The 22,328-nt window shown below is 33.5% G+C and carries 24 protein-coding genes; 12 read left to right on the top strand and 12 right to left on the bottom strand.

Annotated elements, in window-relative coordinates; translation table 11 throughout:
• The first annotated feature begins 13 nt into the window (after window positions 1-13).
• From NZ698_RS14125 to NZ698_RS14115, 3 genes are read left to right on the top strand one after another with little or no spacing between them, the layout of a single operon-like run.
• Window positions 14-613: a riboflavin synthase gene (locus NZ698_RS14125; protein ID WP_263003845.1), complete on the top strand. Its 600-nt coding sequence runs from the start codon at window positions 14-16 to the stop codon at window positions 611-613.
• Entirely contained in the window at window positions 600-2,054 is a 1,455-nt protein-coding gene (locus NZ698_RS14120; protein ID WP_263003844.1) for a sensor histidine kinase, read from the top strand. Before NZ698_RS14125 ends, NZ698_RS14120 begins: the two co-directional genes overlap by 14 nt.
• Window positions 2,054-2,749 (top strand): tRNA1(Val) (adenine(37)-N6)-methyltransferase, encoded by a 696-nt coding sequence (locus NZ698_RS14115; protein ID WP_263003843.1) that lies wholly within the window; start codon window positions 2,054-2,056, stop codon window positions 2,747-2,749. Before NZ698_RS14120 ends, NZ698_RS14115 begins: the two co-directional genes overlap by 1 nt.
• 108 nt (window positions 2,750-2,857) lie before the next feature.
• On the opposite strand, the gene NZ698_RS14110 is transcribed toward NZ698_RS14115, so the two are convergent.
• Together NZ698_RS14110 and rpmH are read right to left on the bottom strand one after the other, a co-directional pair.
• Window positions 2,858-3,568 carry a cell division ATP-binding protein FtsE gene (locus NZ698_RS14110; protein ID WP_263003842.1) on the bottom strand — a complete coding sequence of 237 codons (711 nt, stop codon included), beginning with the start codon at window positions 3,566-3,568 and terminating at the stop codon, window positions 2,858-2,860.
• A 157-nt stretch (window positions 3,569-3,725) separates the two neighbouring features.
• The gene (rpmH, locus tag NZ698_RS14105; RefSeq protein WP_034679005.1) at window positions 3,726-3,884 is read right to left on the bottom strand and encodes a 50S ribosomal protein L34; all 159 of its coding nucleotides are present in this window, start codon (window positions 3,882-3,884) and stop codon (window positions 3,726-3,728) included.
• A 198-nt stretch (window positions 3,885-4,082) separates the two neighbouring features.
• Between rpmH and NZ698_RS14100 the strand changes: the two genes are divergently transcribed.
• Complete coding sequence (locus NZ698_RS14100) at window positions 4,083-5,087, top strand: DHH family phosphoesterase (protein ID WP_263003841.1); 1,005 nt, start codon at window positions 4,083-4,085, stop codon at window positions 5,085-5,087.
• Between the two features lie 58 nt (window positions 5,088-5,145).
• Here the strand turns inward: NZ698_RS14100 and NZ698_RS14095 are convergent, their stop codons facing one another.
• From NZ698_RS14095 to tilS, 7 genes are all read right to left on the bottom strand, one after another.
• Window positions 5,146-5,937 (bottom strand): patatin-like phospholipase family protein, encoded by a 792-nt coding sequence (locus tag NZ698_RS14095; RefSeq protein WP_263003840.1) that lies wholly within the window; start codon window positions 5,935-5,937, stop codon window positions 5,146-5,148.
• Window positions 5,938-5,985: 48 nt separating this feature from the next.
• Complete coding sequence (locus NZ698_RS14090; RefSeq protein WP_263003839.1) at window positions 5,986-6,807, bottom strand: hypothetical protein; 822 nt, start codon at window positions 6,805-6,807, stop codon at window positions 5,986-5,988.
• 7 nt (window positions 6,808-6,814) lie between these two features.
• The gene (locus NZ698_RS14085) at window positions 6,815-7,597 is read right to left on the bottom strand and encodes an alpha/beta fold hydrolase (RefSeq protein WP_263003838.1); all 783 of its coding nucleotides are present in this window, start codon (window positions 7,595-7,597) and stop codon (window positions 6,815-6,817) included.
• Window positions 7,598-7,606: 9 nt separating this feature from the next.
• Window positions 7,607-8,134 (bottom strand): hypothetical protein, encoded by a 528-nt coding sequence (locus tag NZ698_RS14080; RefSeq protein WP_263003837.1) that lies wholly within the window; start codon window positions 8,132-8,134, stop codon window positions 7,607-7,609.
• A 63-nt stretch (window positions 8,135-8,197) separates the two neighbouring features.
• Window positions 8,198-8,713, bottom strand: a complete 516-nt coding sequence (locus NZ698_RS14075; protein ID WP_263003836.1) for a biopolymer transporter ExbD — start codon at window positions 8,711-8,713, stop codon at window positions 8,198-8,200.
• 209 nt (window positions 8,714-8,922) lie between these two features.
• Complete coding sequence (locus tag NZ698_RS14070) at window positions 8,923-10,986, bottom strand: protein-disulfide reductase DsbD family protein (protein WP_263003835.1); 2,064 nt, start codon at window positions 10,984-10,986, stop codon at window positions 8,923-8,925.
• A gap of 1 nt (window position 10,987) precedes the next feature.
• A complete protein-coding gene (gene tilS, locus NZ698_RS14065) occupies window positions 10,988-12,304 on the bottom strand; it encodes a tRNA lysidine(34) synthetase TilS (RefSeq protein WP_263003834.1) in 1,317 nt (438 codons plus the stop codon).
• An 86-nt stretch (window positions 12,305-12,390) separates the two neighbouring features.
• Between tilS and NZ698_RS14060 the strand changes: the two genes are divergently transcribed.
• Window positions 12,391-13,224: an OmpA family protein gene (locus NZ698_RS14060; RefSeq protein ID WP_263003833.1), complete on the top strand. Its 834-nt coding sequence runs from the start codon at window positions 12,391-12,393 to the stop codon at window positions 13,222-13,224.
• A gap of 53 nt (window positions 13,225-13,277) precedes the next feature.
• Here NZ698_RS14060 and NZ698_RS14055 read toward each other — a convergent pair whose 3' ends face one another.
• Window positions 13,278-13,448 carry a hypothetical protein gene (locus NZ698_RS14055; RefSeq protein WP_263003832.1) on the bottom strand — a complete coding sequence of 57 codons (171 nt, stop codon included), beginning with the start codon at window positions 13,446-13,448 and terminating at the stop codon, window positions 13,278-13,280.
• A gap of 131 nt (window positions 13,449-13,579) precedes the next feature.
• Between NZ698_RS14055 and NZ698_RS14050 the strand changes: the two genes are divergently transcribed.
• The 4 genes from NZ698_RS14050 to NZ698_RS14035 all read left to right on the top strand — a co-directional run bounded on the left by NZ698_RS14050 (window position 13,580) and on the right by NZ698_RS14035 (window position 16,726).
• On the top strand, window positions 13,580-14,227 hold the full coding sequence (locus NZ698_RS14050) for an O-methyltransferase (RefSeq protein WP_263003831.1): 648 nt from the start codon (window positions 13,580-13,582) through the stop codon (window positions 14,225-14,227).
• A gap of 69 nt (window positions 14,228-14,296) precedes the next feature.
• The gene (locus tag NZ698_RS14045; protein WP_263003830.1) at window positions 14,297-15,013 is read left to right on the top strand and encodes a C40 family peptidase; all 717 of its coding nucleotides are present in this window, start codon (window positions 14,297-14,299) and stop codon (window positions 15,011-15,013) included.
• A 1-nt stretch (window position 15,014) separates the two neighbouring features.
• On the top strand, window positions 15,015-15,485 hold the full coding sequence (locus NZ698_RS14040) for a DUF1648 domain-containing protein (RefSeq protein WP_263003829.1): 471 nt from the start codon (window positions 15,015-15,017) through the stop codon (window positions 15,483-15,485).
• 2 nt (window positions 15,486-15,487) lie between these two features.
• Window positions 15,488-16,726, top strand: coding sequence for a 3-deoxy-D-manno-octulosonic acid transferase (locus NZ698_RS14035; protein WP_263003828.1), 1,239 nt, complete (start codon window positions 15,488-15,490; stop codon window positions 16,724-16,726).
• Here the strand turns inward: NZ698_RS14035 and NZ698_RS14030 are convergent.
• Window positions 16,718-17,344 carry a deoxyuridine 5'-triphosphate nucleotidohydrolase gene (locus NZ698_RS14030; RefSeq protein ID WP_263003827.1) on the bottom strand — a complete coding sequence of 209 codons (627 nt, stop codon included), beginning with the start codon at window positions 17,342-17,344 and terminating at the stop codon, window positions 16,718-16,720. The genes NZ698_RS14035 and NZ698_RS14030 overlap by 9 nt on opposite strands.
• Window positions 17,344-18,096, bottom strand: a complete 753-nt coding sequence (locus NZ698_RS14025; RefSeq protein WP_263003826.1) for a glycosyltransferase family 2 protein — start codon at window positions 18,094-18,096, stop codon at window positions 17,344-17,346. Before NZ698_RS14025 ends, NZ698_RS14030 begins: the two co-directional genes overlap by 1 nt.
• Window positions 18,097-18,242: 146 nt before the next feature.
• Between NZ698_RS14025 and NZ698_RS14020 the strand changes: the two genes are divergently transcribed.
• The 3 genes from NZ698_RS14020 to NZ698_RS14010 all read left to right on the top strand — a co-directional run bounded on the left by NZ698_RS14020 (window position 18,243) and on the right by NZ698_RS14010 (window position 22,188).
• Window positions 18,243-18,716 carry a lipocalin family protein gene (locus NZ698_RS14020; protein ID WP_263003825.1) on the top strand — a complete coding sequence of 158 codons (474 nt, stop codon included), beginning with the start codon at window positions 18,243-18,245 and terminating at the stop codon, window positions 18,714-18,716.
• 224 nt (window positions 18,717-18,940) lie between these two features.
• Window positions 18,941-20,572: a DUF1800 family protein gene (locus NZ698_RS14015; RefSeq protein WP_263003824.1), complete on the top strand. Its 1,632-nt coding sequence runs from the start codon at window positions 18,941-18,943 to the stop codon at window positions 20,570-20,572.
• Between the two features lie 2 nt (window positions 20,573-20,574).
• Window positions 20,575-22,188, top strand: coding sequence for a DUF1501 domain-containing protein (locus tag NZ698_RS14010; RefSeq protein ID WP_263003823.1), 1,614 nt, complete (start codon window positions 20,575-20,577; stop codon window positions 22,186-22,188).
• Window positions 22,189-22,328: the final 140 nt, after the last annotated feature.

Below are 22,328 nucleotides of genomic sequence, written 5' to 3'. Positions count from 1 at the left end.
AGCAAAAAATAATATGTTCACAGGAATTATTGAAGCGGTAGGAGTTATTGAAAAAATTGAAGAAAAAGGCAGTAATATTAATTTTACTTTAAGCTGTCCATTTACTCACGAATTAAAGATCGATCAAAGTCTTGCTCATAACGGTTGTTGTCTTACTGTGGTTGAAATTACAGGGAGTCAATACGTTGTTACTGCGATCAATGAGACTTTAATTAAAACCAATTTAGGAAAATGGGAAGTGGGAAGTGTTGTCAATCTTGAGCGTTGCATGATGATGAATGGAAGACTTGATGGTCATATTGTTCAGGGGCATGTAGATCATACCGGTGAAATAATTGACGTTGAGAACAAAGATGGCAGCTATTTTGTTACTGTACAGTATAATTCAGAGGGAGGTTTCGTAACGGTTCCGCAAGGTTCAATTACTGTAAACGGAATTAGTCTTACCGTAGCCAAAAGTGGCAATTTTCAGTTTTCTGTTGCTATAATCCCTTATACTTGGGAATTTACCAATATGAAAAATGTTAAAATAGGAGATAAAGTCAACCTTGAATTTGATATCGTTGGTAAATACATTGCTAAATTAATTAACAGGCAGAATGGCGTTGAATAAATATAAAGGATATAGTTTAAGAAACCGGGTTTTTTTCGGTTTCTTATTTATATGTCTTTTAAGTGTTGCTGCATCTTCTCTGGTACCTTATTTTGTTTTGCGCAATAAAGCGCTTGAGCAGAGTAAGATTGATATGCAGGAAAAGACCAATGCAGTGATGAGATTTTTGGATTATGCAGTCAGTCAGTCGACGGTACGCACCGAAGATCTTCCGTCAGTTTTGAAAAATAAAATTTTTGAAATTGCGGATGTCAACCAACACGATATTATTATTTATGACCTTAAAGGAAACTATTTACTTTCCAATAAAGACAAGACCTTAGTAAAACAGAAGAAAATTCCTCTGAAAATCGTCAATAAACTTCTTTCTACTGAAGCCAGATATGATTTTAGAGAAGTTGATGATTCGAAAGATGCTGTTTTTACCTCATCTTATTTGTTGTTGAAAAACAATATGCTGGAACCTGTCGGAATTATCTATATTCCTTTGTATCATGATGAATCTGCTTATCTTGATGTCCTTCATAAATACGTGATGTACATTTTAATCGTAGATATTTTATTGATTGTTTTTAGTGTCTGGTTGAGTTGGGTCACTTCTAATAACCTTGCAAAAAATATTACGAAGTTTTCTGAGATGATTACAAGGATTACGCTTTTCGAGAATGAAATGCGTCCTATCAAATATTATAAAAATGACGAGCTGAATGCTTTGGCAAGAGCTTACAACAGGATGATTTTACAGATTCAGGACCAGAGAGAGAGGCTTCGTTTCAAAGCATCTGAAGAAGCATGGCGCGAAATGGCAAAACAGGTTGCTCACGAAGTGAAAAATCCTTTGACACCGATGAAATTGACCATTCAGAATTTTGAAAGAAAATTTGATCCTCAAGATCCGAATGTCAACGAAAAAGTGAAGCAATTAAGCAAAACAATGGTCGATCAGATCGATTTGATTGCAACCGTAGCTTCAGCATTCTCTGAGTTTGCAAAACTGCCCGAAAAAAATAACGAGATTATCAATCTAAATACTGAAATTGATGATATTCTTAGAGTTTTTAATGATGATCTGATATTTGTGCACTCTAATAAGGGTAATATTATGATCAATATGGACAGAATTTATCTTTCCAGAATCATCACCAATCTTGTTACGAATGCACAACAGGCGCAAAGCGATGATCGGAAGCTCTTGGTAAATGTCGATATTGAACAACACCAAAGAAAAGTGATTATTTCAGTTCAGGACAATGGAATAGGTATTGCCGAGAATATGTTTGAAAGAATTTTTGAACCTAATTTCACCTCAAAAAATAGCGGAATGGGCTTAGGTTTATCCATGGTTAGAAAAATGGTGGAAGATTACAAAGGTCAAATCACAGTAAAATCTGAAATAGGAAAAGGCTCTACATTTATCATTACACTCCCTACGAATCTTTAGTGAAATCTTTTAAGTTTAAACAGTTTGAAATTCAGCAGTCAGCCGATGTTTTCCGTGTGGGAACTGACGGTGTTTTGTTGGGTGCATTAGCCAATATTGATGCTGCTGAAAATGTTTTGGAAGTCGGAACTGGAACAGGTTTAATTTCTTTAATGCTTTCTCAAAGGAATTTAAATGCAAATTTTTTAGGTATTGATATTAATGAAGAAGCTGTAAATCTCACCAAACTCAATTTTGAAAACTCTCCTTTTGATTTAAGATTAAAAAATATTCTTCATGATTTTAAAACTTTTAAATCTGAAGAAAAGTTTGATTTAATTGTATCAAATCCGCCTTATTTCGAAGAAAATCCTTCAGTAAAAGATATTCTAGCAAGACAAACTGTGGAATTGAATTTCAAACAATTGATCTCAAAATCTTCACAATTACTCTCTGAAAAAGGAATTTTTTCTGTAATTATTCCGTTAGAAGTAGGAGAGGGTTTTATAGAAATGTCAAAAGAAAATCAATTGTTTCTACACCGAAAAGTCAATATTTACGGAATCGAAAATTCAAAAATAAAAAGACTGATTTTAGAATTTTCTTTAAATGAAATGGTTCTAAATGAATCTGATTTTATCATAGAAAAAAGTCCGAGAAAATACTCGGACCAATATCTTGAACTCACCAAAGAGTTTCATGTTTTCGAAAAATAGATTTTAGCAAAACAATATATTTTTTGAACCATTAAGAGCATTTAAGGAGTTAAGTAATTAAGAAATCAATGTTCATAACTCCTTAAATATTTCCTTAATGGTTTAATTTTATTCGAATAATTCCGCAGTATCAAGCACGGAAACTTTACCGTCTTCACATCTGATCGCTTCTCCCGGGAAATTTTGGATCATATGATAATCATGGGTCGCCATTACCACGGCAGCTCCATTATCGGCAGCGACCTGCTTTAGTAAAGTCATAATTTCGTTAGAAGTTTCAGGGTCTAAATTTCCTGTCGGCTCATCGGCTAAGATCAAATCTGGATGATTCAGTAATGCTCTTGCAATTGCGATACGTTGTTGTTCGCCTCCTGAAAGTTCGTGCGGCATTTTGTGCTTTTTACCTTTCATATTTACGCTGGAAAGAACTTCGTTGATGCGTTCATCCATTTTTGCCTTGTCTTTCCATCCTGTAGCTTCCAAAACGAATTTCAGGTTCTTCTCAACAGTTCTGTCAGAAAGCAATTGGAAGTCCTGAAATACAATTCCCAGTTTTCTTCTCAAATTTGGAACATCTGAAGCTTTTAATTTAGCTAAATCAAATCCTACCACTTCGCCAACTCCGGCAACTAAAGGAATGTGTCCGTATAAAGTTTTCAAGAGTGAGCTTTTTCCGGAACCGGTTTTCCCGATAAGGTAGCAGAATCTGCCTTTCTTAATGTTTAAATTAACATCGGTAAGCACAGTGAAATTTTTCTGAGTAATTTTCGCATGCTGCAGATTGATGATGTTATCTCCGGATATATGTGTGTGTGGCATAAATTCAATTTTTAGAGGCTTTTCCCAAAATATTATTTCAGATTTTAAAAATAGAAAAAAGAAGCTTTATAAACCTAAAATTTAGGAAAATTTAACAACAAAAAATGCTTGAAAAAACTTATTTTCAAGCATAATCTGTATATTGTAAAGTTAAGAATTATCTCTTAGCTCTTGCAGAACTAACAGTAAGGCTTTTTCTACCTTTAGCTCTTCTCGCTGCCAAAACTCTTCTTCCGTTTGGCGTAGACATTCTTTCTCTGAAACCGTGTTTGTTTCTTTTCTTTCTTTCTGATGGCTGGAACGTTCTTTTACTCATTACTATATATTTTAGTCGTAATTATCTATTAATTTTCAGGTTGCAAATATATGTATATTTTTATTAAGTGCAAATATAATCTTAAATTATTTTATTGAAATATGTACCGTTTAAATATTACATGAGGATAGGTATTTATACTTTTTAAAGATTCATCTGCATAAAAACTTTATCTTTGGAGATTCAAAATTTAAAAAGATGTTTACACCTGCCGAACTTTTAGAAATCAATCAGCTTCTTATTCCGGAAAATAAAATCGTAATTCTTACCCATTACAATCCGGATGGTGATGCTATTGGTTCAAGTTTAGGGCTTAAACATTATTTGCGTGCGAAAGGAATTGAAGCCGAAATCGTTACTCCAAATGATTTCCCAAAGTTCCTGAAATGGATGCCCGAAGCAAAGAAAAACATCATCGGAGAATACAAAAGAAAGGTAGCTTTTGATCTCATCGACAATGCAGATGTGATTTTCTGTTTAGATTTTAATTCTCCTGCAAGAATCGGACTTTTGGGTGATTGGTTAATGAGAGCAAAGGCGAAAAAAATCCTTATCGATCACCACCAGCAACCGGAAGATTTTGATTATGTATATTCAGATACCATTATTCCTGCAACGTGTCAGATGATTTACCATTTCATTGAAGCAATGAATGATGAAGATTTGGTGAATAAAGAAATTGCAGAATGTCTATATACAGGAATTATGACGGATACAGGCGGTTTCCGTTTCCGTTCTACAAGTGCAGCTACGCATAGAATTGTTGCTAATTTAATTGAAAAAGGAGCAGATCCGTCGGTGATTACTTCAAATACGTGGGACACGAATACAGTTTCACGTCTACATTTATTGGCTTTAGTTTTAGGGAGAATTGAAGTGGTAAATGATGGTACGGTAGCTGTTTTATCCTTAACAAGAAAAGAACTTCAGGAATACGGTTTCCAGAAAGGAGATACTGAAGGTTTTGTAAACTACGGATTGAGTATCGTCGGCGTAAAAATGTCTGCGTTTTTCATGGAAGATTTGTATGAAGATTTCATTAAAATTTCTTTCAGAAGTAAAGATGATGTAGATGTAAATCAGTTCTCCAGAAAATATTTCAGCGGTGGAGGTCACATCAATGCAGCCGGAGGAAAATCTATGGAATCTTTGCCTGATACGATTGAGACATTCAAGGCGAGAGTTGCTGAGGAGAATTTATAGTTAGTTAGTTAGTTAGTTAGTTAGTTAGTTAGTTAACTTATCACTTATAGCTAAAAACTCATAGCTTACGATACCCTTTTTCTTCAAGTTCTTTACAAGTGTAATCATAAACTTCTGAAAACATATCATCAAAAAATCTTTTATTAAAAAGACTGAACTTGGTCATTTTCGGTGGATCTAAAAATATATCGCACGATTGAGCTTTAGAATAAACAGATTTTGCAATGGCTAAATGTAAAATACGGTCAAATTCTTTCATTAAACTCATGTTTTCAAGGCTGTCGTAGCTTATTGAATTAACGTGTGAGCCAATCAAAAAATCACATTTATCAATAATCGGTTCAATTGGCAAATTATCTAAAACTCCACCATCTACATAAATTTTTTCACCCATTCTTACCGGAGGCAACACAAAAGGAACGCTTGACGAAGCCAAAAGCGGTCTAAATAATTCACCTTCTGAAAAGAAATCCACAATTCCGTGCGTCATTTCTGTAGCGGCAACGTAAACAGGAATTTTTAAAACCTTGAAATCATCTTCAGGAAAGTAATCCATCAATAATTTCAGAATAAATTTTGAACTGAAAATTCCGTTTTTTGAAAGTTTTAAATATGAGCGTGAGAAAAAAGTTGTTTTTTTGACGATTTCCATCATTTCATCGGGAGAAGTTCCGATAGAATAGAATGCAGCAACAATAGAACCTGCGCTGGTTCCAGAAATAATCTGAGGCTTCAGATCATATTCTTCCAAAGCTTTAAGAACGGCAATATGTGCAATTCCGCGCATTCCGCCGCCGGATAAAGTCAGACCAATTACTGGTTTCTTTTTATTGAAAGAGAATAATCCCATTGAGAATTTTAAACGTTACTAAAGTACAGATTTTTTGATAAAAGAAAATTAAGGTTCATCACATTCAGAATCAATTTTAATAAACAAAGCATTAAACTCATTATACATTTTTTCGTCATGTAAAGGTCTTTCAATTTCATCATTCGCACAGTTTCCCCATCCGAAAGTAATTAAATCAATCAATGCGTAATCCTTCCAGTTTGAGGAACTGAGATGACTTTCGAATTCTGTGAGAATTCTCTGCGGATTACCATTTCTTTTACTCATTTCCTTACGAAGTTTTCGCCATTCAGCAATTATTTCGTCTTCATTTGCATTGACAGCCTTCGCAAAGTTTGCGCATTTTCCGGTGAATTTGTTATTAATCAAAACTGATGGATCAGAGTAACTTGTAATCTGAAGTTTTTCAAATTCGTATTCCTGGTGTAAGGATTTGTATTGTATTTTTTTGATATTTTGCCAATAAGGAACATTGACAACTCGTAGATTTTCGATTACTTTTTTCTTTTCTGCAAAATCTTTGTCGAGTTTCGCTAAAATCAAATCTTTATCACGTCGGATTTCTTCCAGATCATTTAGTTTGAAAACAGAAGGTGTGCTTAATGTTGTTCCGCCCATCTGAAACCATAATTTGTAAGTTCCTTCTATTTCATCACGGGAATATTTTGCAGGATCAAAATATCCTTTATTATCACAAAGTTCTGTAACAAAAGCAAAGATTTGCGGTTGAGTCGGTTTTTGGACTACAGAATCTTCAGTTGTATTTTGTGTAACTGAAACCGTATCTCTTTTATGAGTAGTGGAAGATTTTGCTTCTTTTTTGCAACCCAATAACGAAACCAACAGCAATGAAAATATCCAAATTCTCATAATTGATTTATAAAATAAATTTTTTCGGAAGATGGTGAAGAAGTTCGGTGTTGATGATTTCTGCACAAATGCTCGGTTTTTCCCAATGTCCGTTGTGCCCGCAATCGAGAACATAAGATTTTATGTTTGTTCTGTCCGGAAGATTTTTAATGGTATATTCAGTTTTTACAGCATTATCGTGTTTTCCGGAAAGGACTAAAATTTTTGCTTCTAAATTCTCTAGTATATGCTTTTTATCAGTTCTTGCAACCATACCTTTCACGCAGGCTAAAGCGCCAAGATTATTGGTCGAAAGTGCAGTTTCCAAGGCAATTTCTATTTTTCCTTCCAAAACATCTCTTTCGTTCTGATTAAATAAATTCGGAACTCCCGCTCTTGCATAGTGAGCAAATGCATCTTTGATGATTCTGTAGCTTTTTATTCTTTGCTCTTTTTTCTCTTCATCATCTGCAAAATAAGTTGAAAAAAATAAGGTTAAACTTTTCAGATTTTGAGGATATTTTTCTGCGAAAGCTAAAGATGTGTAACCTCCCATAGAATGACCGAGAAGGTGAATTTTGTCTAAATTTTCATGATCAACTACTTTTTTCACTTCTTCAGCCATCAATTCCATCGTGTGAACTTCAGCTAAAATATCAGATTTACCATGACCGGGAAGATCGATTTTTAATAAGGTGAAATCTTTGGAAAGATGATTTTCCATATCATTCCAGATGCTGAGATTTTCCATAAAGCCGTGAAGCAGAACTAGAGTTTCTTTTCCGTTTCCTTTTTTATCGAAGTTGAGCATAGTTTAGATTTAAAAATGAATATCAATGTAATCTACAAAACCTGAACCGTTTACCATATCCTGAAGTCTGTATGTTTTTCCACCATCTTTTGACATGAACGTCTTTGTTCCTTTTCTTGTGTAAGATTTTCCGTTGTCGTTTTCAGAAATACTTTGAGTAATTTCCCCGGTGAAATTCATGCTTTTAGGTGAAAGCACCTGTACAAATCCTTTTAAAATAACAGAATTTTTACCAGATTTAATATCTCCTGAAAGTGTGTAATTATCTCTTTCACCCTCAATTTTAGTGAAATTAATCGATCCTGAATATTTAGGCGAACTGTCATTCTGATAAACAAATTTGTGACTGCCACTGAAATCTCTGAAACGGTTCTTGCTGTTTAGAGCTTTTATGCTGTCGTTGATTTTCGTTCTGGCTTCGTTGATAGAATCTACTGTTTTTGTACTATCAGAATTATTATCTGTTTTTTGAGATTCTTTTTTAGAACATGAGAATGTGAGAATTCCTGCAATAGCTATGATTAAAGTTTTTTTCATCAATGAATAAATAATATTCTCAAATTTAAATAAAAAAAGAGCATTATAAAAATGCTCTTCAGTTTATTTTGTTACGTTTTCGTAAACTTTCTTCTCCCAAGGTTTGATGTCTGTGATTCCGTATCGTTCTTTTTTGGAGATGGCAATGTTATCTAAAACATCAACAAAATTTTTATAGTTTGCATCATCAGTTGGTTTTACGATAATTGTGAAATTTTCAGGAATCGGTGCTTTTTTATAAGCTTCAGAAATAATGTTTGAAATTTTCACACCGCTGAAATCTGTTTCTTTCAAATTGTTTTCAGTCAGTTCTTTCGCATTGCTTTGATGATAAAAAACTCTGTTGTCTTTTCCAAGAATGAATGTCACCTGATTTTTGTCGTCTACAACATTTTTCGTTGGAATGTCACTTTTTGCAGGTAAACCAAGATCCATCACATTGGGTTTTGTAAAATTGGTGGTAAACATGAAAAAGGTAATTAATAAAAATCCCAAATCCACCATTGGAGTCATATCAACTCTTAATGGGGTTTTCTTTTGTTTTCCTCCTTTTTTTTCTTGTACGATCACTTCAGCCATGGTAGTATTTTTTTTGTTAAACAAAATTTGATAAAGATTAGTGTATTGTTTCTTAATTATGAAAATCAATGCAAAGTTTATACCTAAATTTAAGAATTGTTAACTATTATTTATTTTAATGAAATGTTTCGCATAATTGTGAGTTGAAAAATTCAGGCACCAAAAAACTCACACCTTTCGATGTGAGTTCTGTTATTTTAAATATGAAATTATTTATTCTTTTTATAAAAATTTACTCCGCATTCTAAGAATTTTTTGAAATCTTCTTTCGGCATATATCCTGAAACCGGAGTGTTGATCACTTTTCCGTCAGGAGTTATCAAAACATAATGCGGTTGAGAATTATTATTAAAATTGACCTGTTGGAACAAACTCCATCTATCCCCGATTGTTTTTACTCTTTTTACCTGACCTTCACCCAAATCAATTTTAGTTTTTTGATCTTCAGGAAGTTCTTCTTTGTCGTCAACATAAAGAGAAGCAAGAACAATGTCGTTCTGCAAAATCGGTAAAATGTCCGGTTCGCTCCAGACAAATTCTTCCATCTTTCTACAGTTTTCACAACCATAACCTGTAAAGTCAATTAAAATCGGTTTATTTTCTTTTTTGGCTAATTCAATGGCGTTAAAGAAATCATGTTCGGGTTTCATTCCAAGAATTCCGTCTTTTTCATCATGGAAATAACTTACATTCAATGGAGGCAAAATTCCACTTAATAATTGCATTTTTGGTCTGTCTGCCGGAATTAACCCCTGAATTAAATAAATCACAAAACCAATTCCTAAAACTCCCAAAATTTTTCTTGTTAAAGAAATTTTCGGTTTTTTATCATCGTGCGGAAATCTGATTAATCCGAATAAATATAAAGCCAAACCAATCCCGACAACGATCCAGATCCCAATGAAAAGTTCTCTTTTGATTAAGAAAGTTTTCGAAACTAAATCTGCTTTTGAAAGGAATTTTAAAGCCAACGCCAATTCTATGAAACCTAAAACAACCTTCACCGTATTCATCCATCCTCCTGATTTCGGAAGACTTTGTAAAGCCTGTGGAAATAATGCTAAAAGTCCGAAAATGATTGCCCAAGCCAAACCAAAACCTGTTAAAGCCAAAGTCAAAAGCGTTGGAATATGAGAAGAACCAGATAAAGATCCGCCCAACAAACTTCCCAAAATAGGACCTGTACAAGAGAAAGATACAATTACTAAAGTCAAAGCCATAAAGAAAATGCCAATAATTCCTCCTGCTTCTTCTGCTTTTGAAGATTTGTTGGCAATCGAACTTGGTAATGAAATATCATAATATCCGAAGAAACTTCCTGCAAAGAAAATAAAGATGATGAAGAAAACGACATTCAGCCAAACACTGGTAGAAATTTCGTTGAAAATATTTCCTGCAATTCCGTCAATCAAATGGAAAGGAACACTTAATAAAACAAAAATCACCAAGATGAAAAATCCGTAGATCAATGCATCTCTTTTTCCTTTTGCTTTGTTCTGACTTCCTTTTGTAAAGAACGAAACCGTCAAAGGAATCATCGGAAAAACGCATGGAGTCAGCAAAGCGATCAATCCGCCAATGAATCCTAAGAATAAATACATCCAGTAATTTTCAGATGCTACAACCGCCTCATTTCCGCAATCTGTCAAAGGTTTTTTGAAATCTATAGATGCGATTTTTAATTGTTTAGGATCAAGTTTTGACGTTTCCGTTGCAGTGACATCACTTTTTGCCGGATTTTCAACGACAGTTTCTGTAGTTTTCACAGAATCTTTTATCGCGTCAATTGGCGCAACGGCATCTTCCGCAACTCCTTTTGGCGTAATTTTCTGAGTAAATTCTAAAGTATTCGGAGCAAGACAAACTCTGTCATCACAAGTTTGGTAAGTAATTTCAGCAACAACTTCTCCCGGTTTTGTTCCGTCTTTTAATTTAAATTTCTGTTTGAAACCTGCAGCGTTAGAATAATAAATAATCGTTCCGCCGAAAGCTTCAGAAAATTCTTCATGCTTTTTTCCAACTTCCTGAAATTTCCCAATCAGTTCGATATTTTTTCCCGAAACGATGTATTCGGTTGGAATTCCCGTATCTTCTGGAATATCTCTTGAGTAAATATGCCAACCACTTTCCAAAGTCGCATTCAGAACGGCTTCGTATTGATTATTACCAAGTTCGTTGACGGTGAATTTAAATTTTACAGGATTTTTTATTTGTGCATTAATTCCCGTGAATAAGAACAGGAGAATGAGTAAAAACCAGTTTTTGAATTTCATTTTACTTTTCATTAAAAATTGTGAGAATGTTTTTCGTTCTCTCATCTTTTGCGTAGCGCCGATCTTGTCTGAAAGGAAGAATGCCTAAAACACTGTTGTTTCCGTCTGTCAGAAGCCAGATTTTTTGCTTGGCTAAAATAGACAATTTTTCGTCCTTAAAAAACTTCGAAACTTTCTTTTTTCCCGAAAAACCAATGGGATAAAAAACGTCACCTTGCTGTTTTCTGCGCAGTTGTAAGGGAAACGTAAGTTTTTCAGCATCAAAATCCCAACTTACCGTTTTATTGATTCCTTCAATCTTTTCAATTGTATCTTCGAGATTAATGGTTGTTTGGTTTTTGAAAAGGTCTATTTTTTCAATTAAAATGATCTCTTCCTGATTTTCTTTTTTTTGATTTAATTTGTTTAAAATCAATTCGTTTCTGTTGATCATCAATTGAAAGTCTTTAGAGAAAAACGAACTTCCGGTTTCGGCTTTGAAGATTTTTTTAATTTCTTCTTCCTTTTCAAAACCGTATTTTTTTAAAATTTCAAATTTCACAAAATTGCTTTCCAAATTGAGTTTTTCTTTATCTAAAATTTTATTTTCCCTATTTGAAATTGTAATTCTGTTTTCAATCTCTTCAATTTGCTGCTGGACAAAATCTTTTGTTTGATTTAAATAAGACAAAGATTTCTTAAAATTATCCAGAAAATGATCATTCGTTTCCAAAAGTTTAGGAACAATTTGGTTTCGGATTTTATTCCTTAAATAATCATTTTTTTTATTGGAAAGATCTTCGCGGTAAGTAATGTTGTTTTCGTCGGCGAAATCATAAATTTCATCTTTAGAAAAATATAAAAGCGGACGCAAAATTTTATTGTCGCTTGCAGGAATTCCACTTAAACCTTTTATTCCTGAAGCTTTAGATAAATTAATGATAAAAGTTTCGAGTTGGTCATTCAAATGATGTGCGGTAACCAAAAACTCTAAATTTTCTTTTTCCTGAATTTGTTTAAAAAAAGCATATCGCAGTTCTCTCGCCCAAAGCTGAATAGAATTTTCAGGCTTATTGTCTTTTTCTGAAACTTTATATAAATGAAATTTAATGTTATGGTAAATACAGAAATCTTCAACCACTTTTTTATCTAAATCAGAATCTTTTCCCCGGAGTTGGTAATTCACATGAGCAACCTGGAAATTTAAACCTAAAGCCTTAAAAATGAAAGCCAAAACCATAGAATCTGCACCTCCGCTTACTGCTAAAAGATACGACTGGTTTTCAGGGAATTCAATAAGATTCGTAAGTTGTTTTTTGACGGTTGATCTTTCAAGCATAAGGCTCAGAATTTCTTTTGCACAAAGATAAACGATATAATTAAAATGAATTTTCCTAAATTTGGCTCGTCTAAAAAAGATTATTTATGAAGATTTTTAAAATTTTAGCAGTTTCTGCAATGGTGTTGGGCGTAACATCTTGCGTAAGTAAAAAGCAGTATGACGCATTGAGCGGCAACTACAAACAGTGTATCGAAAATATCGGCGAAAGACAAAGAGAAATTCAGGATCTGAAAGGTCAGAATTCTACATTGACCGCTGAAAATAATTTATTGAAAAGCCAACATGACGCTTTGAAATCCTCTTTGGACGCCTGTCTTTCTAATACAGGAAAAAGCTCTGCAAACATTGATAAATTGGTAGGAGAGATCAATTCTTCAAACATGTATATCAAGCAGCTTATTTCTTCTAATGCGAAAAATGACAGCTTAAATTTAGCATTGTCAAACAAATTGAAGAGATCTTTGGATAATATGACTGATCAGGATGTACAGATCAAAGTATTGAAAGGTGTGGTAATGATTTCACTTTCCGATAAAATGTTATATAAAGTAGGAGATTACAATGTGCTTCCTGCAGCTCAGGAAGTTCTTGGGAAAGTAGCTAAAGTGATCAACGATTACGACAAATATTCTGTATTGATCGAAGGAAACACAGATAACTCTCCTTTAAGTTCTGCAAATCTACCGAGAGATAACTGGGATCTTTCTGCATTAAGAGGAACTTCAGTAGCGAAAGTATTGCAAAGTCAGTTTGGTGTTGATCCGGCTAGAATTACAGCAGGTGGACGTTCAGAATACAATCCAAAGGCAACCAACATGAGTGTTACCGGAAGAAGTGAAAACAGAAGAACGGAAATCATCATTATGCCTAAGCTTGATGAATTTATGAAATTGATGGATATTACTCCTAAGAAATAACTGTTACATAAAGAACAAAATAAATCCCGATAAATTTTTATCGGGATTTTTCTTTAGATAACGTCTTCTCTTTTAATTTTTAAGAAGATTGCTTTTAAAAGCGAATGACGTTCTCTTTTGAGGGGGATTTTTTTTTCTGAAGGATCAGGTTGTTTCATCAACTTATCTTTAGACTCCATTTGTTGTAAATTTTTTCTCATCATCATGTCAATTGACTTCTTCATAAGGCAAATCTACCACTAAAAACCATTACAAAACATCCGTATTTTTACGGTATTTTCGAGTAATATTCGTTTTTGCAATTTCTCACAATTATTTATATTTGAGTAAATTTGAATCTTAAAAAATTATCATAATGAGCTTTTTTGAAGAAAAGAATGCTGAGATGGACAGGTATTTGGAAAATCATGCTTCTGCAGAACCGGAAATTCTCAGAAAACTGAGAAGAGAAACGTTTCAGAAGACAACGCAGCCCCACATGATTTCGGGTTATCAGCAAGGAAGATTGCTAACGATTATTTCAAAAATTTTGCAGCCGAAAAATATTTTAGAAATCGGAACTTTTACAGGTTATGCAGCGCTTTGTATGGCTGAAGGTTTGTCTCAAGAAGGAAAACTGACTACTTTGGATGTGAACGAAGATTTAGCTTATTTGCCGAAAAAATATTTTGCTGAAAGTGAATTTTCGGGTCAGATTCAGTTTAAAATTCAGGATGCGAAAGAATTTTTGAAAGAAACAGATGAAATCTTTGATCTTGTTTTCATTGATGCAGACAAAGAAAATTATGCCGAATATTTCAGATTAATTAAACCTAAAACAAAATCGGGATCAGTCGTAATGTTTGATAATGTGCTTTGGTACGGAAAAGTTTTAGACGAAAATCCAAAACAGAAACAAACACAGGTTATTAAAGAACTTAATGATTTGGTAGCGAAAGATGACGATTTTGAAAATCTTATTTTACCTTTGCGTGACGGAGTAAATCTGCTTCGCAGGAAATAAACACGGAAGAGGTTCAGATTGAGGATGATCAGGTTCTCAACCTAAACCTCAACCTAAAATTTAAAACTAATGGATAAAGGAATTTGTGTTGTGACAGTAGCACCGGTGCGTGCAGAAAATTCTGACAAAGCAGAAATCGTTACAGAAATATTGTTTGGCGAAAGTGCAGATATTTTGGAAGTGAATAAAAACTGGACCAAAATAAAAATGCATTACGACGGCTATGAAGGCTGGATGGATACCAAACAAATCAAGCACGTCACGGATGAACATTTGACAAATAGAAAAGTAACTTTGATTACAGAGGATTTTGCTTCAATAATGACTAATGATGGTCGTACTTTGCTTTCTATGGGTTCTGAAGTAGAATATCCTGCCGTTGCTTCCCGAAGAAGTCATGATGTGCGAGAAAGTATTGCTTTAACCGCCAAAGAATTTCGTAATGTTCCTTATTTGTGGGGTGGAAAAAGTTTTTTTGCAGTTGACTGTTCAGGTTTTGTACAGTTGGTTTTTAAAATTCATAACATTAAACTTCCGAGAGATACATATCAACAGGCTGAAGTAGGTGAGGTTTTGAGTTTCGTAGAAGAAAGCCAGCCGGGAGATCTTGCTTTTTTCGAAAATTCTGAAGGGAAAATTATTCATGTCGGAATCATGCTTGAGAACCAAAAGATCATTCATGCATCAGGAAAAGTAAGAATTGATACCTTGGATTCTACAGGGATTTTCAACAAAGAATTGAATAAACATACGCACAAATTAAGAGTGATTAAAAATGTAATTTAATATGAGGACTTCAAGTTTACTTTTAGCGATAAATATAATTCTGCTTTTTTTTATTTGGGTTTTCATAGGAGTGAATTATGCAGGTTTACCGGAAACGGTTCCTTCTCACTTTGCAGTTAATGGAGCTATAGACGGAGAAAGCGAAAAACGCGTAATCTGGTTATTACCGGGTATTGCGACATTTTTCTTTTTACTACTTGTTGGTATTCCAAGAAATCCTGATTCACCAATGCTGAATGTTCCCAGTTCTTACCGGAATAAAGAAAGTTTAAAGCTTTTCGCATACAGCATTTTGCTTCCTTTACTGCTTTTATTGGCAGATACAGTTGTGGAAAATATTCTTATTGCACAAGGCAAACTACAGGAAATGAGCAATGCAGTTTTCATTTTATTAGCTCTCATATTTATTGTAATGGGAATACATATTTTCAGAATGATTAAAGAAAGCAAAGCTGAAACATCTAAAATCTAAATTTGAATTTTCTATACAATATATTCATTCATCTTCTCATCTTCGGAATGAAGGTTTTTTCGTTGTTTAATGATAAAACTAAAAAAGGTGTTGATGGAAGAAAGAAGTCTGTAGATCGCATAAAATCTGCTTTTTCAGCTTCGGATAAAGTTATCTGGATGCATGCGGCAAGTTTGGGAGAGTACGAACAAGGTCTACCTGTTTTAGAAAAGCTTAAAGATGAATTTCCGGATCATAAAATTTTGGTGACATTCTTTTCGCCTTCGGGTTATGAGAATGTCGTTAAAAAGAAAAATATTGCAGATGTGATCTGTTATTTACCTTTTGATACGAAGAGAAATGTAAGTGAATTTATTTCACATTTAGATGTTGAACTATTTTTTACGGTGAAATATGATTATTGGTATAATCTTCTTGCTGAACTGAGAAAGGATAACGTAAAAACATTCGTAATTTCAGCGTTATTTTATGAAAGTCAATCATTCTTCACTTCATATGGAAGATGGTTTGTAAAGCAGTTACAAAAAGATGTTGACTGGTTTTTTCATCAGACACAACATTCTTATCTTTTGGCTAAAAGTATTGGCTTAACAAACGCTTCGGTTACTGGTGATACAAGATTTGACAGGGTAAAACATTTAAAATCCCGTGATAATCATGTTGAGTTCATCAAAGAATTTGTTAGCAATGAAAAAGCTGTTGTTTTTGGAAGTTCCTGGCAAGCCGAAGAGAAATTAGCAAAATTGATTTTTGAAAAAGATCAGGATGTGAAATTAATCATTGCGCCACACGATCTAAAAAGGGTTGAACATTTAAAAAAAATCTTTCCAAATGCCATTCTTTACAGCGAATTAAAAAACTCTGAAACCCTAAATCTCTCCAACTCTCCAACTTTAATAATCGACAGTATCGGTTTGCTTTCAAAATTATATTCTTATGCAGATATTGCTGTTGTTGGTGGTGGATTTCACGATTCCGGACTGCATAATATTCTTGAGGCAGCGACTTTTGGTGTTCCTGTGATTTTTGGTAATCATTATGAGAAAAATCCCGAAGCAGATGATTTAATCAAATCTGATGGCGGAAGATCTTTTGAACATGAAAATGAAGCCGCAGAATTTGCTCTGTTCCTTTTAAATAATGATGAAGAGCTCAAAAGTATGTCAGAAAAGGCCGGAAAATTTGTGGCTCAACAACCCAATTCTTCAGAACTTATTTTGCGGAAAATTCTATCACTTTAGAAATCCCTGACTTTTAATATCTTTTACAATTAAATCTAAATGGTCGGGAATTTTATCGATCGTCAACCAATTAAAATCAAAGCTATTATTGATGCAGAGTTTTTCCAAGTATCTGTTTTCATGAATTTTTGATTCTATACTTTCTAATATTTCGTTAAGTTCCATCCAGTAATCTTCATCAAGTTTTTTGATTGAAATAATCGCTTTTAAAAGTTTGTTAATCAAATAAATATAAAGCTTATAAATATTGTCAAACCTCTGATGATTGAGTTTATCGTTACTTTCTAAAATTTGATTAACTAAAAAAAGTTGAAGATAAATATCACCAAATTTGTCGGTCGTTATTTTTACATGCTCGGTAATTTCGGCACTTATTTTTCTGATTAAAACTAAAAAATATTTAGGATTTCCAATGTATTTTGAAGCTAATAGAACTCTTTCCTCAATCTGTTCTTCTATTTGAGTTCTTTTCTGATCTGTCGTTTCAGTATCAATCAGTTCAAAATAAAGTTTTTTAGATAAAAGTTTATCCTTTTTCAACAAACGGAAAATCAATCGGTCTTTTTCAATAGCCGAAAAATTGCTCAGGGCAGCTTTAAATTCTTTTGAGTATTCCATTAATTAAATATTTTTGAGTATTTCAAAAATCCGTTAAATGCCCAATTGGCGGTATAACACAAAGATTTTACTGTAGAAAATTTCATAAAATCTTTATATACCAAATATTGATCCTTTATGATATTTTGTTTTTTTCTCGAAACACTTGTGGGATGCATTCTATATTTTGCCATCGTTTTTGGAAGCGGTTTTCCTTCAGGAATTTTTTTAAGTAAATTCAGCCACATGACATGATCTTCGCGTTTACTTCCTTCCGGAAAAAATTCTATACCAACTCTTTTAGAATCATAAATGGATGAAAGTAGAGAAAGACGGCAGGTTTTTAATAAATTATTAAAAGTTACTACTTTATCAGCCTTGAAATCTCCAATTTTCGGTTCTAAATTCTCATCACATCTCGCATAAGTGGAGTAGGCGATTTCAGCATTTTCTTTTTTCATAAAAGCAACCATTTCATCAAGAAATTCCCGTTCCCAAAAATCGTCGGCATCCAGAAAAGTGATAAATCTTCCGGTTGCGTTTTTTAATGAAATATTTCTTGCGTGTCCTGCTCCTCCATTTTTTTCTGCGATCGTCAGTTTTATTCTTGGATCATTGATTTTCTGAATAATTTCCACGGAATTGTCAGTTGATCTGTCATCCGTAATCAGCCATTCCCAATCTGTGAAAGTCTGATTTTGCACAGATCGGATTGTCTCTTCCAAAAATTTTGAAGAATTATAACAGGGCGTGATGATGGAAACTTCAGGCATTCAGTATTTTTTGCAAATATAAGGCTTTGGAAATAGTCTTTAAAAGCGCTATTTTTAAGAAAATGTAAATTATGATTCCAAAATTCAAAAAAAATGATGGAGTTTTAATAAAAAATCATAATTTTATGCCTTGAAAAATTTGATCTATGAAGAAATTAGCATTATTGTTTGCAGGTTTATCATTAATGGTAGCTACTACCGCTTGTAACGATGACGAAGAAACTGTGCAGGAGTTTCCAATCGTGGGAACCTGGAAACCTGTAGCAGAAGTAAGAACTGAAGTTGACCTTGACGGTGTCGGGTTTTCTGATCAGATTACTTACACTGCTTGTCAACAGCAATCTACATGGGTTTTTAGTGAAAATTCTTCAGGTAAAAGAACTGATAAAGATGAAGTAGGTAGTCCTTTGGCTTGTACAACAATTAATCAGCGTAATTTTTCTTATGTTTATACAAAATCTGATAAAAATTTCGAAATAAAATATCAGGGAACTGTAGTTTCTGAAAAAGGTCAGGTTGTTGATCTTAATGCTGAAACGATGAATATAAAGTTTGTGGATAATACTGATCCTACCGTATATAAAACGACAACGCGTACTTTTAAAAGAATAGCTCAATAGTAATTATTTTTTATTACAATTATATTAATCTCATCTCCGGATGAGATTTTTTTATTTTTATGTACGAGAACTAATTTTTTATTTTGGTGAAATTTTAACTTTCTGTAAACTGAATGAAATTCGTTGTTTTAAGCTTTGTTTTAAATTAATTGATATTTTATTAAATTAAATCGGTATATGTTGTTGATTATTCATTAATTTTACTAAAGAATAATATAATTCATATGTCTAGTTTAACACCAAAAACAACAGTTTTAGGTACTCTCAATGCCTATCATCTTCTGCGTAGAACAACGTATAACATTACGAAGACAAGAATTAATGAATATGCTTTAAAAACTCCGGATCAGGCACTTACAGAATTGTTTGTTTTTGATACTCCGACTCCTGCAAGTCCGCTTAATGATAATGCTGAAACCATTGTTCCTACATTTGCAGTTCCAACGATCACCGATACTTTGAATACCGCTAATTCTGTATTGTATGATAATTATTGGTGGATGTATCAGGCTTTGAAAAGCCCGTCTGCACAATATAAAATCGTTTATTGGCTGCATCTGCTTTTTGTTACAGATAATGATGCAAGTTTTTTTACAAATTTTGATTACAAAGAGCTTTTAAGGTTTCACGCTAATGGAAGCTTAAAAGATTTGGCGATCAGAATGACTCTCAACCCGAGAATGCTTACTTACCTGAACAATAATGTAAATCAAAAAAATAGTCCGAATCAAAACTATGCACGAGAATTTTTAGAACTGTTTACCATTCTTAAAGGTCCGCAAATCGCAACCGGAAACTATACAAATTATACAGAAACCGACGTGCAGATGGCGGCGAAAGTTCTGACGGGTTTTACGCTCACTTCTTCTGTTCAGCTCAATAAAACTGCAAGAATCAATACCGTAGATCCTGTTACAAAGATTCCGCAAGGTTTTATCAATGTGAGTACACATGATTTGACGAATAAAACTTTCAGTTCTGCTTTCAATACGACAATTAATGGTGGGACAACTGTAGATACAATTCAGACGGAGTTTCAGAATTTCATCAATATGATTTTCAATCAAAATGAAACGGCTAAAGCCTATTGCAGAAGAATGTACAGATATTTTGTTGGGAGAACAATCACGACAGATATTGAGGATAATATTATTGTTCCTTTAGCAACTCAATTAAAGAATAATAATTATCAGATTTTACCGGTCATAAAAACTTTATTATCAAGTAAACATTTTTATGATGAAGAAGATTCAATTTATGCAGATCAGACCATTGGAGCACTCGTCAGAAATCCTTTAGAATTATATTTTCATATGTTTTCATTGTTAAATCTTTCAATGCCTACATATTCAGCGAATCCAAAAGCGCTGCACGGTTATCTATCTCTTTTTGCAAGCTATTCTCAAAATACGGGAATGCCAGTTTTCAGACCTCAAACGGTGAATGGTTATGCCGCGTATTCCAGCAGCCCGAATTACGATAAAAACTGGATCACCACATCGTCGCTTAGAATCAGATACAATAATTCTATTGATATTTTAATTAATGGAAATACTCAAAATGGTTTTTTATTTAAATTAAATCTTCCGGCTTTTGTGAAAGACAGCGGGTACTTTCAAAATCCTGGTAATGCAGATATTTTAGTTTCAAATTTTTGTGAACTCTTATTTGTAGATATTCCTCCGACTGACAGGTTGAATTATTTTAAAACAGTATTCTTAAACGGACTGAGTCTTACAAACTGGCTTAATGAGTGGAATAATTTCGTTAATACAGGTACAGCAACCAATGTGAAAATTCCAATTGATCGATTGGTTAAAGCGCTTATTAAATCTCCAGAATTTCAAGTAATGTAATCATGAACAGAAGAAAATTTTTACAGATGGCTTCTATGGCGGGAGTGGGAACGCCTTTTCTGCTCAATGGGATGCCAACAAGATTTTTAAATCAGTTTCTGGATTTCAATGTAAGTTGTGATGCAGTAAACGATAGGGTTTTGGTCATTTTACGAATGGCTGGAGCCAACGATGGATTGAATACTGTAATTCCGGTGAGTCAGTATGATACTTATGCGAATCTTCGTCCTAATATAAAAATAGCAAACACGGGAACCGGATCGTACATTAATTTGGATAATACCGTTGCTTCTGCTAAGCAAGTGGGGCTACATCCTTCGATGACGGGTTTTAAATCGCTTTATGATTCCGGAAAGTTAACCTTAATGAATGGAGTGGGATATCCGAATCCTAATTATTCGCATTTCAGATCCGAAAATCTGATGTTTGCAGGGAAAGACGGTTCGAATAATCAGGATCTTCTGGATGGTATTTTTGGAAGATATTTGGGTGGGCTTTATCCCGGACTTGCAGGAAATCCAACAACTCAAAGTCCGGATCCTCTCGCAATTCAGCTGGGAAATCTGAATCCGTGTCTTTTCTATGAACATACAGTAGAAAGAAATATTGAATACAACCTGACAGGTTTTCAGACAACACTTTTCAATACGCTTACGATCCCTGTAAATTCCGAATACAATGATCTTTTAGATTATATAAAAGGTGTTGCAACAAGTATGGACAGTTATTATAATCGTGTGATGCAGGTTTTTAATGCAGGAAACAATTCTACAGTCACTTACCCGAATTCAAGTTTGGGAAAACAGCTGAAAGTGGTTGCCAGATTGATCAAAGGTGGAAGCAAAACTAAAATTTTTCAGGTAAATTTAGGAGGTTTTGATACGCATGTCAATCAAATTCAGTCGGGAAGTACACAGTTGGGAAATCATGCTAATTTATTGGGTGATATTTCCAATTCGATAGCGGCTTTCCAGACAGATATCGAAGCTTTGGGAATCGGAAATAAAATCTTGACGGTCTCTTTCAGTGAATTTGGAAGACAAGTAAGAGAAAATGCCAGTTTAGGAACAGATCATGGAGATTTGGCTCCTTTCTTTATTGTTGGAAGTAATATATCTGGTGGTATTATGGGAGATCATCCTGTGTTTACCAATGCTACAAGTTACTACTACAATCAAAACCAGAGAAGATACGATTACAGACAGATTTTTGCTTCTTTAATGCAAGACTGGCTTGGTGCAGATTCCGGGTTAATTGCTTCTGCCGAACTTCAAACTTTTGTAGCTCCGGGAACGAAGGTTAATTTAGTGAAAACAGCCAGTGTTGCATCTACAGTTTGTAGCACTTTGGGCACTTCTGAGACTAAAGCTGTACAGGATGTTAAAATTTATCCTAATCCTGCAAAAGATTATATCAATATTGAAATCCCAGGTTTTAATAAAAATGCTGAGATTATTTTATTCGATGTTTCCGGAAGGAAAGTTCATTCTGAATTTAAATCATTTTTAAATGGGAAAACAAATATTTTTATAGGAAACCTTGCAGACGGAAATTACATTTTAAATATAAATCACGACGGACAAATATCATCTGCGAAAGTAATTGTTTCAAAATAATTAAGAATTAAAATTATTAATAGGCATTTAATTTTTTATATGATCTTAAAATTAATATTTTAAAGTTAAATTTACCTCTGGACTGATATTTTAGTCCAGATTTTTTTTATAAAAAACACTAAATTTGTGAAATCAATATA

The sequence above is a fragment of the Chryseobacterium edaphi genome (genome assembly GCF_025628985.1).
Taxonomy (GTDB): Bacteria; Bacteroidota; Bacteroidia; order Flavobacteriales; family Weeksellaceae; genus Chryseobacterium; species Chryseobacterium edaphi.
This window is presented reverse-complemented; position numbering and strand designations above follow the sequence as displayed.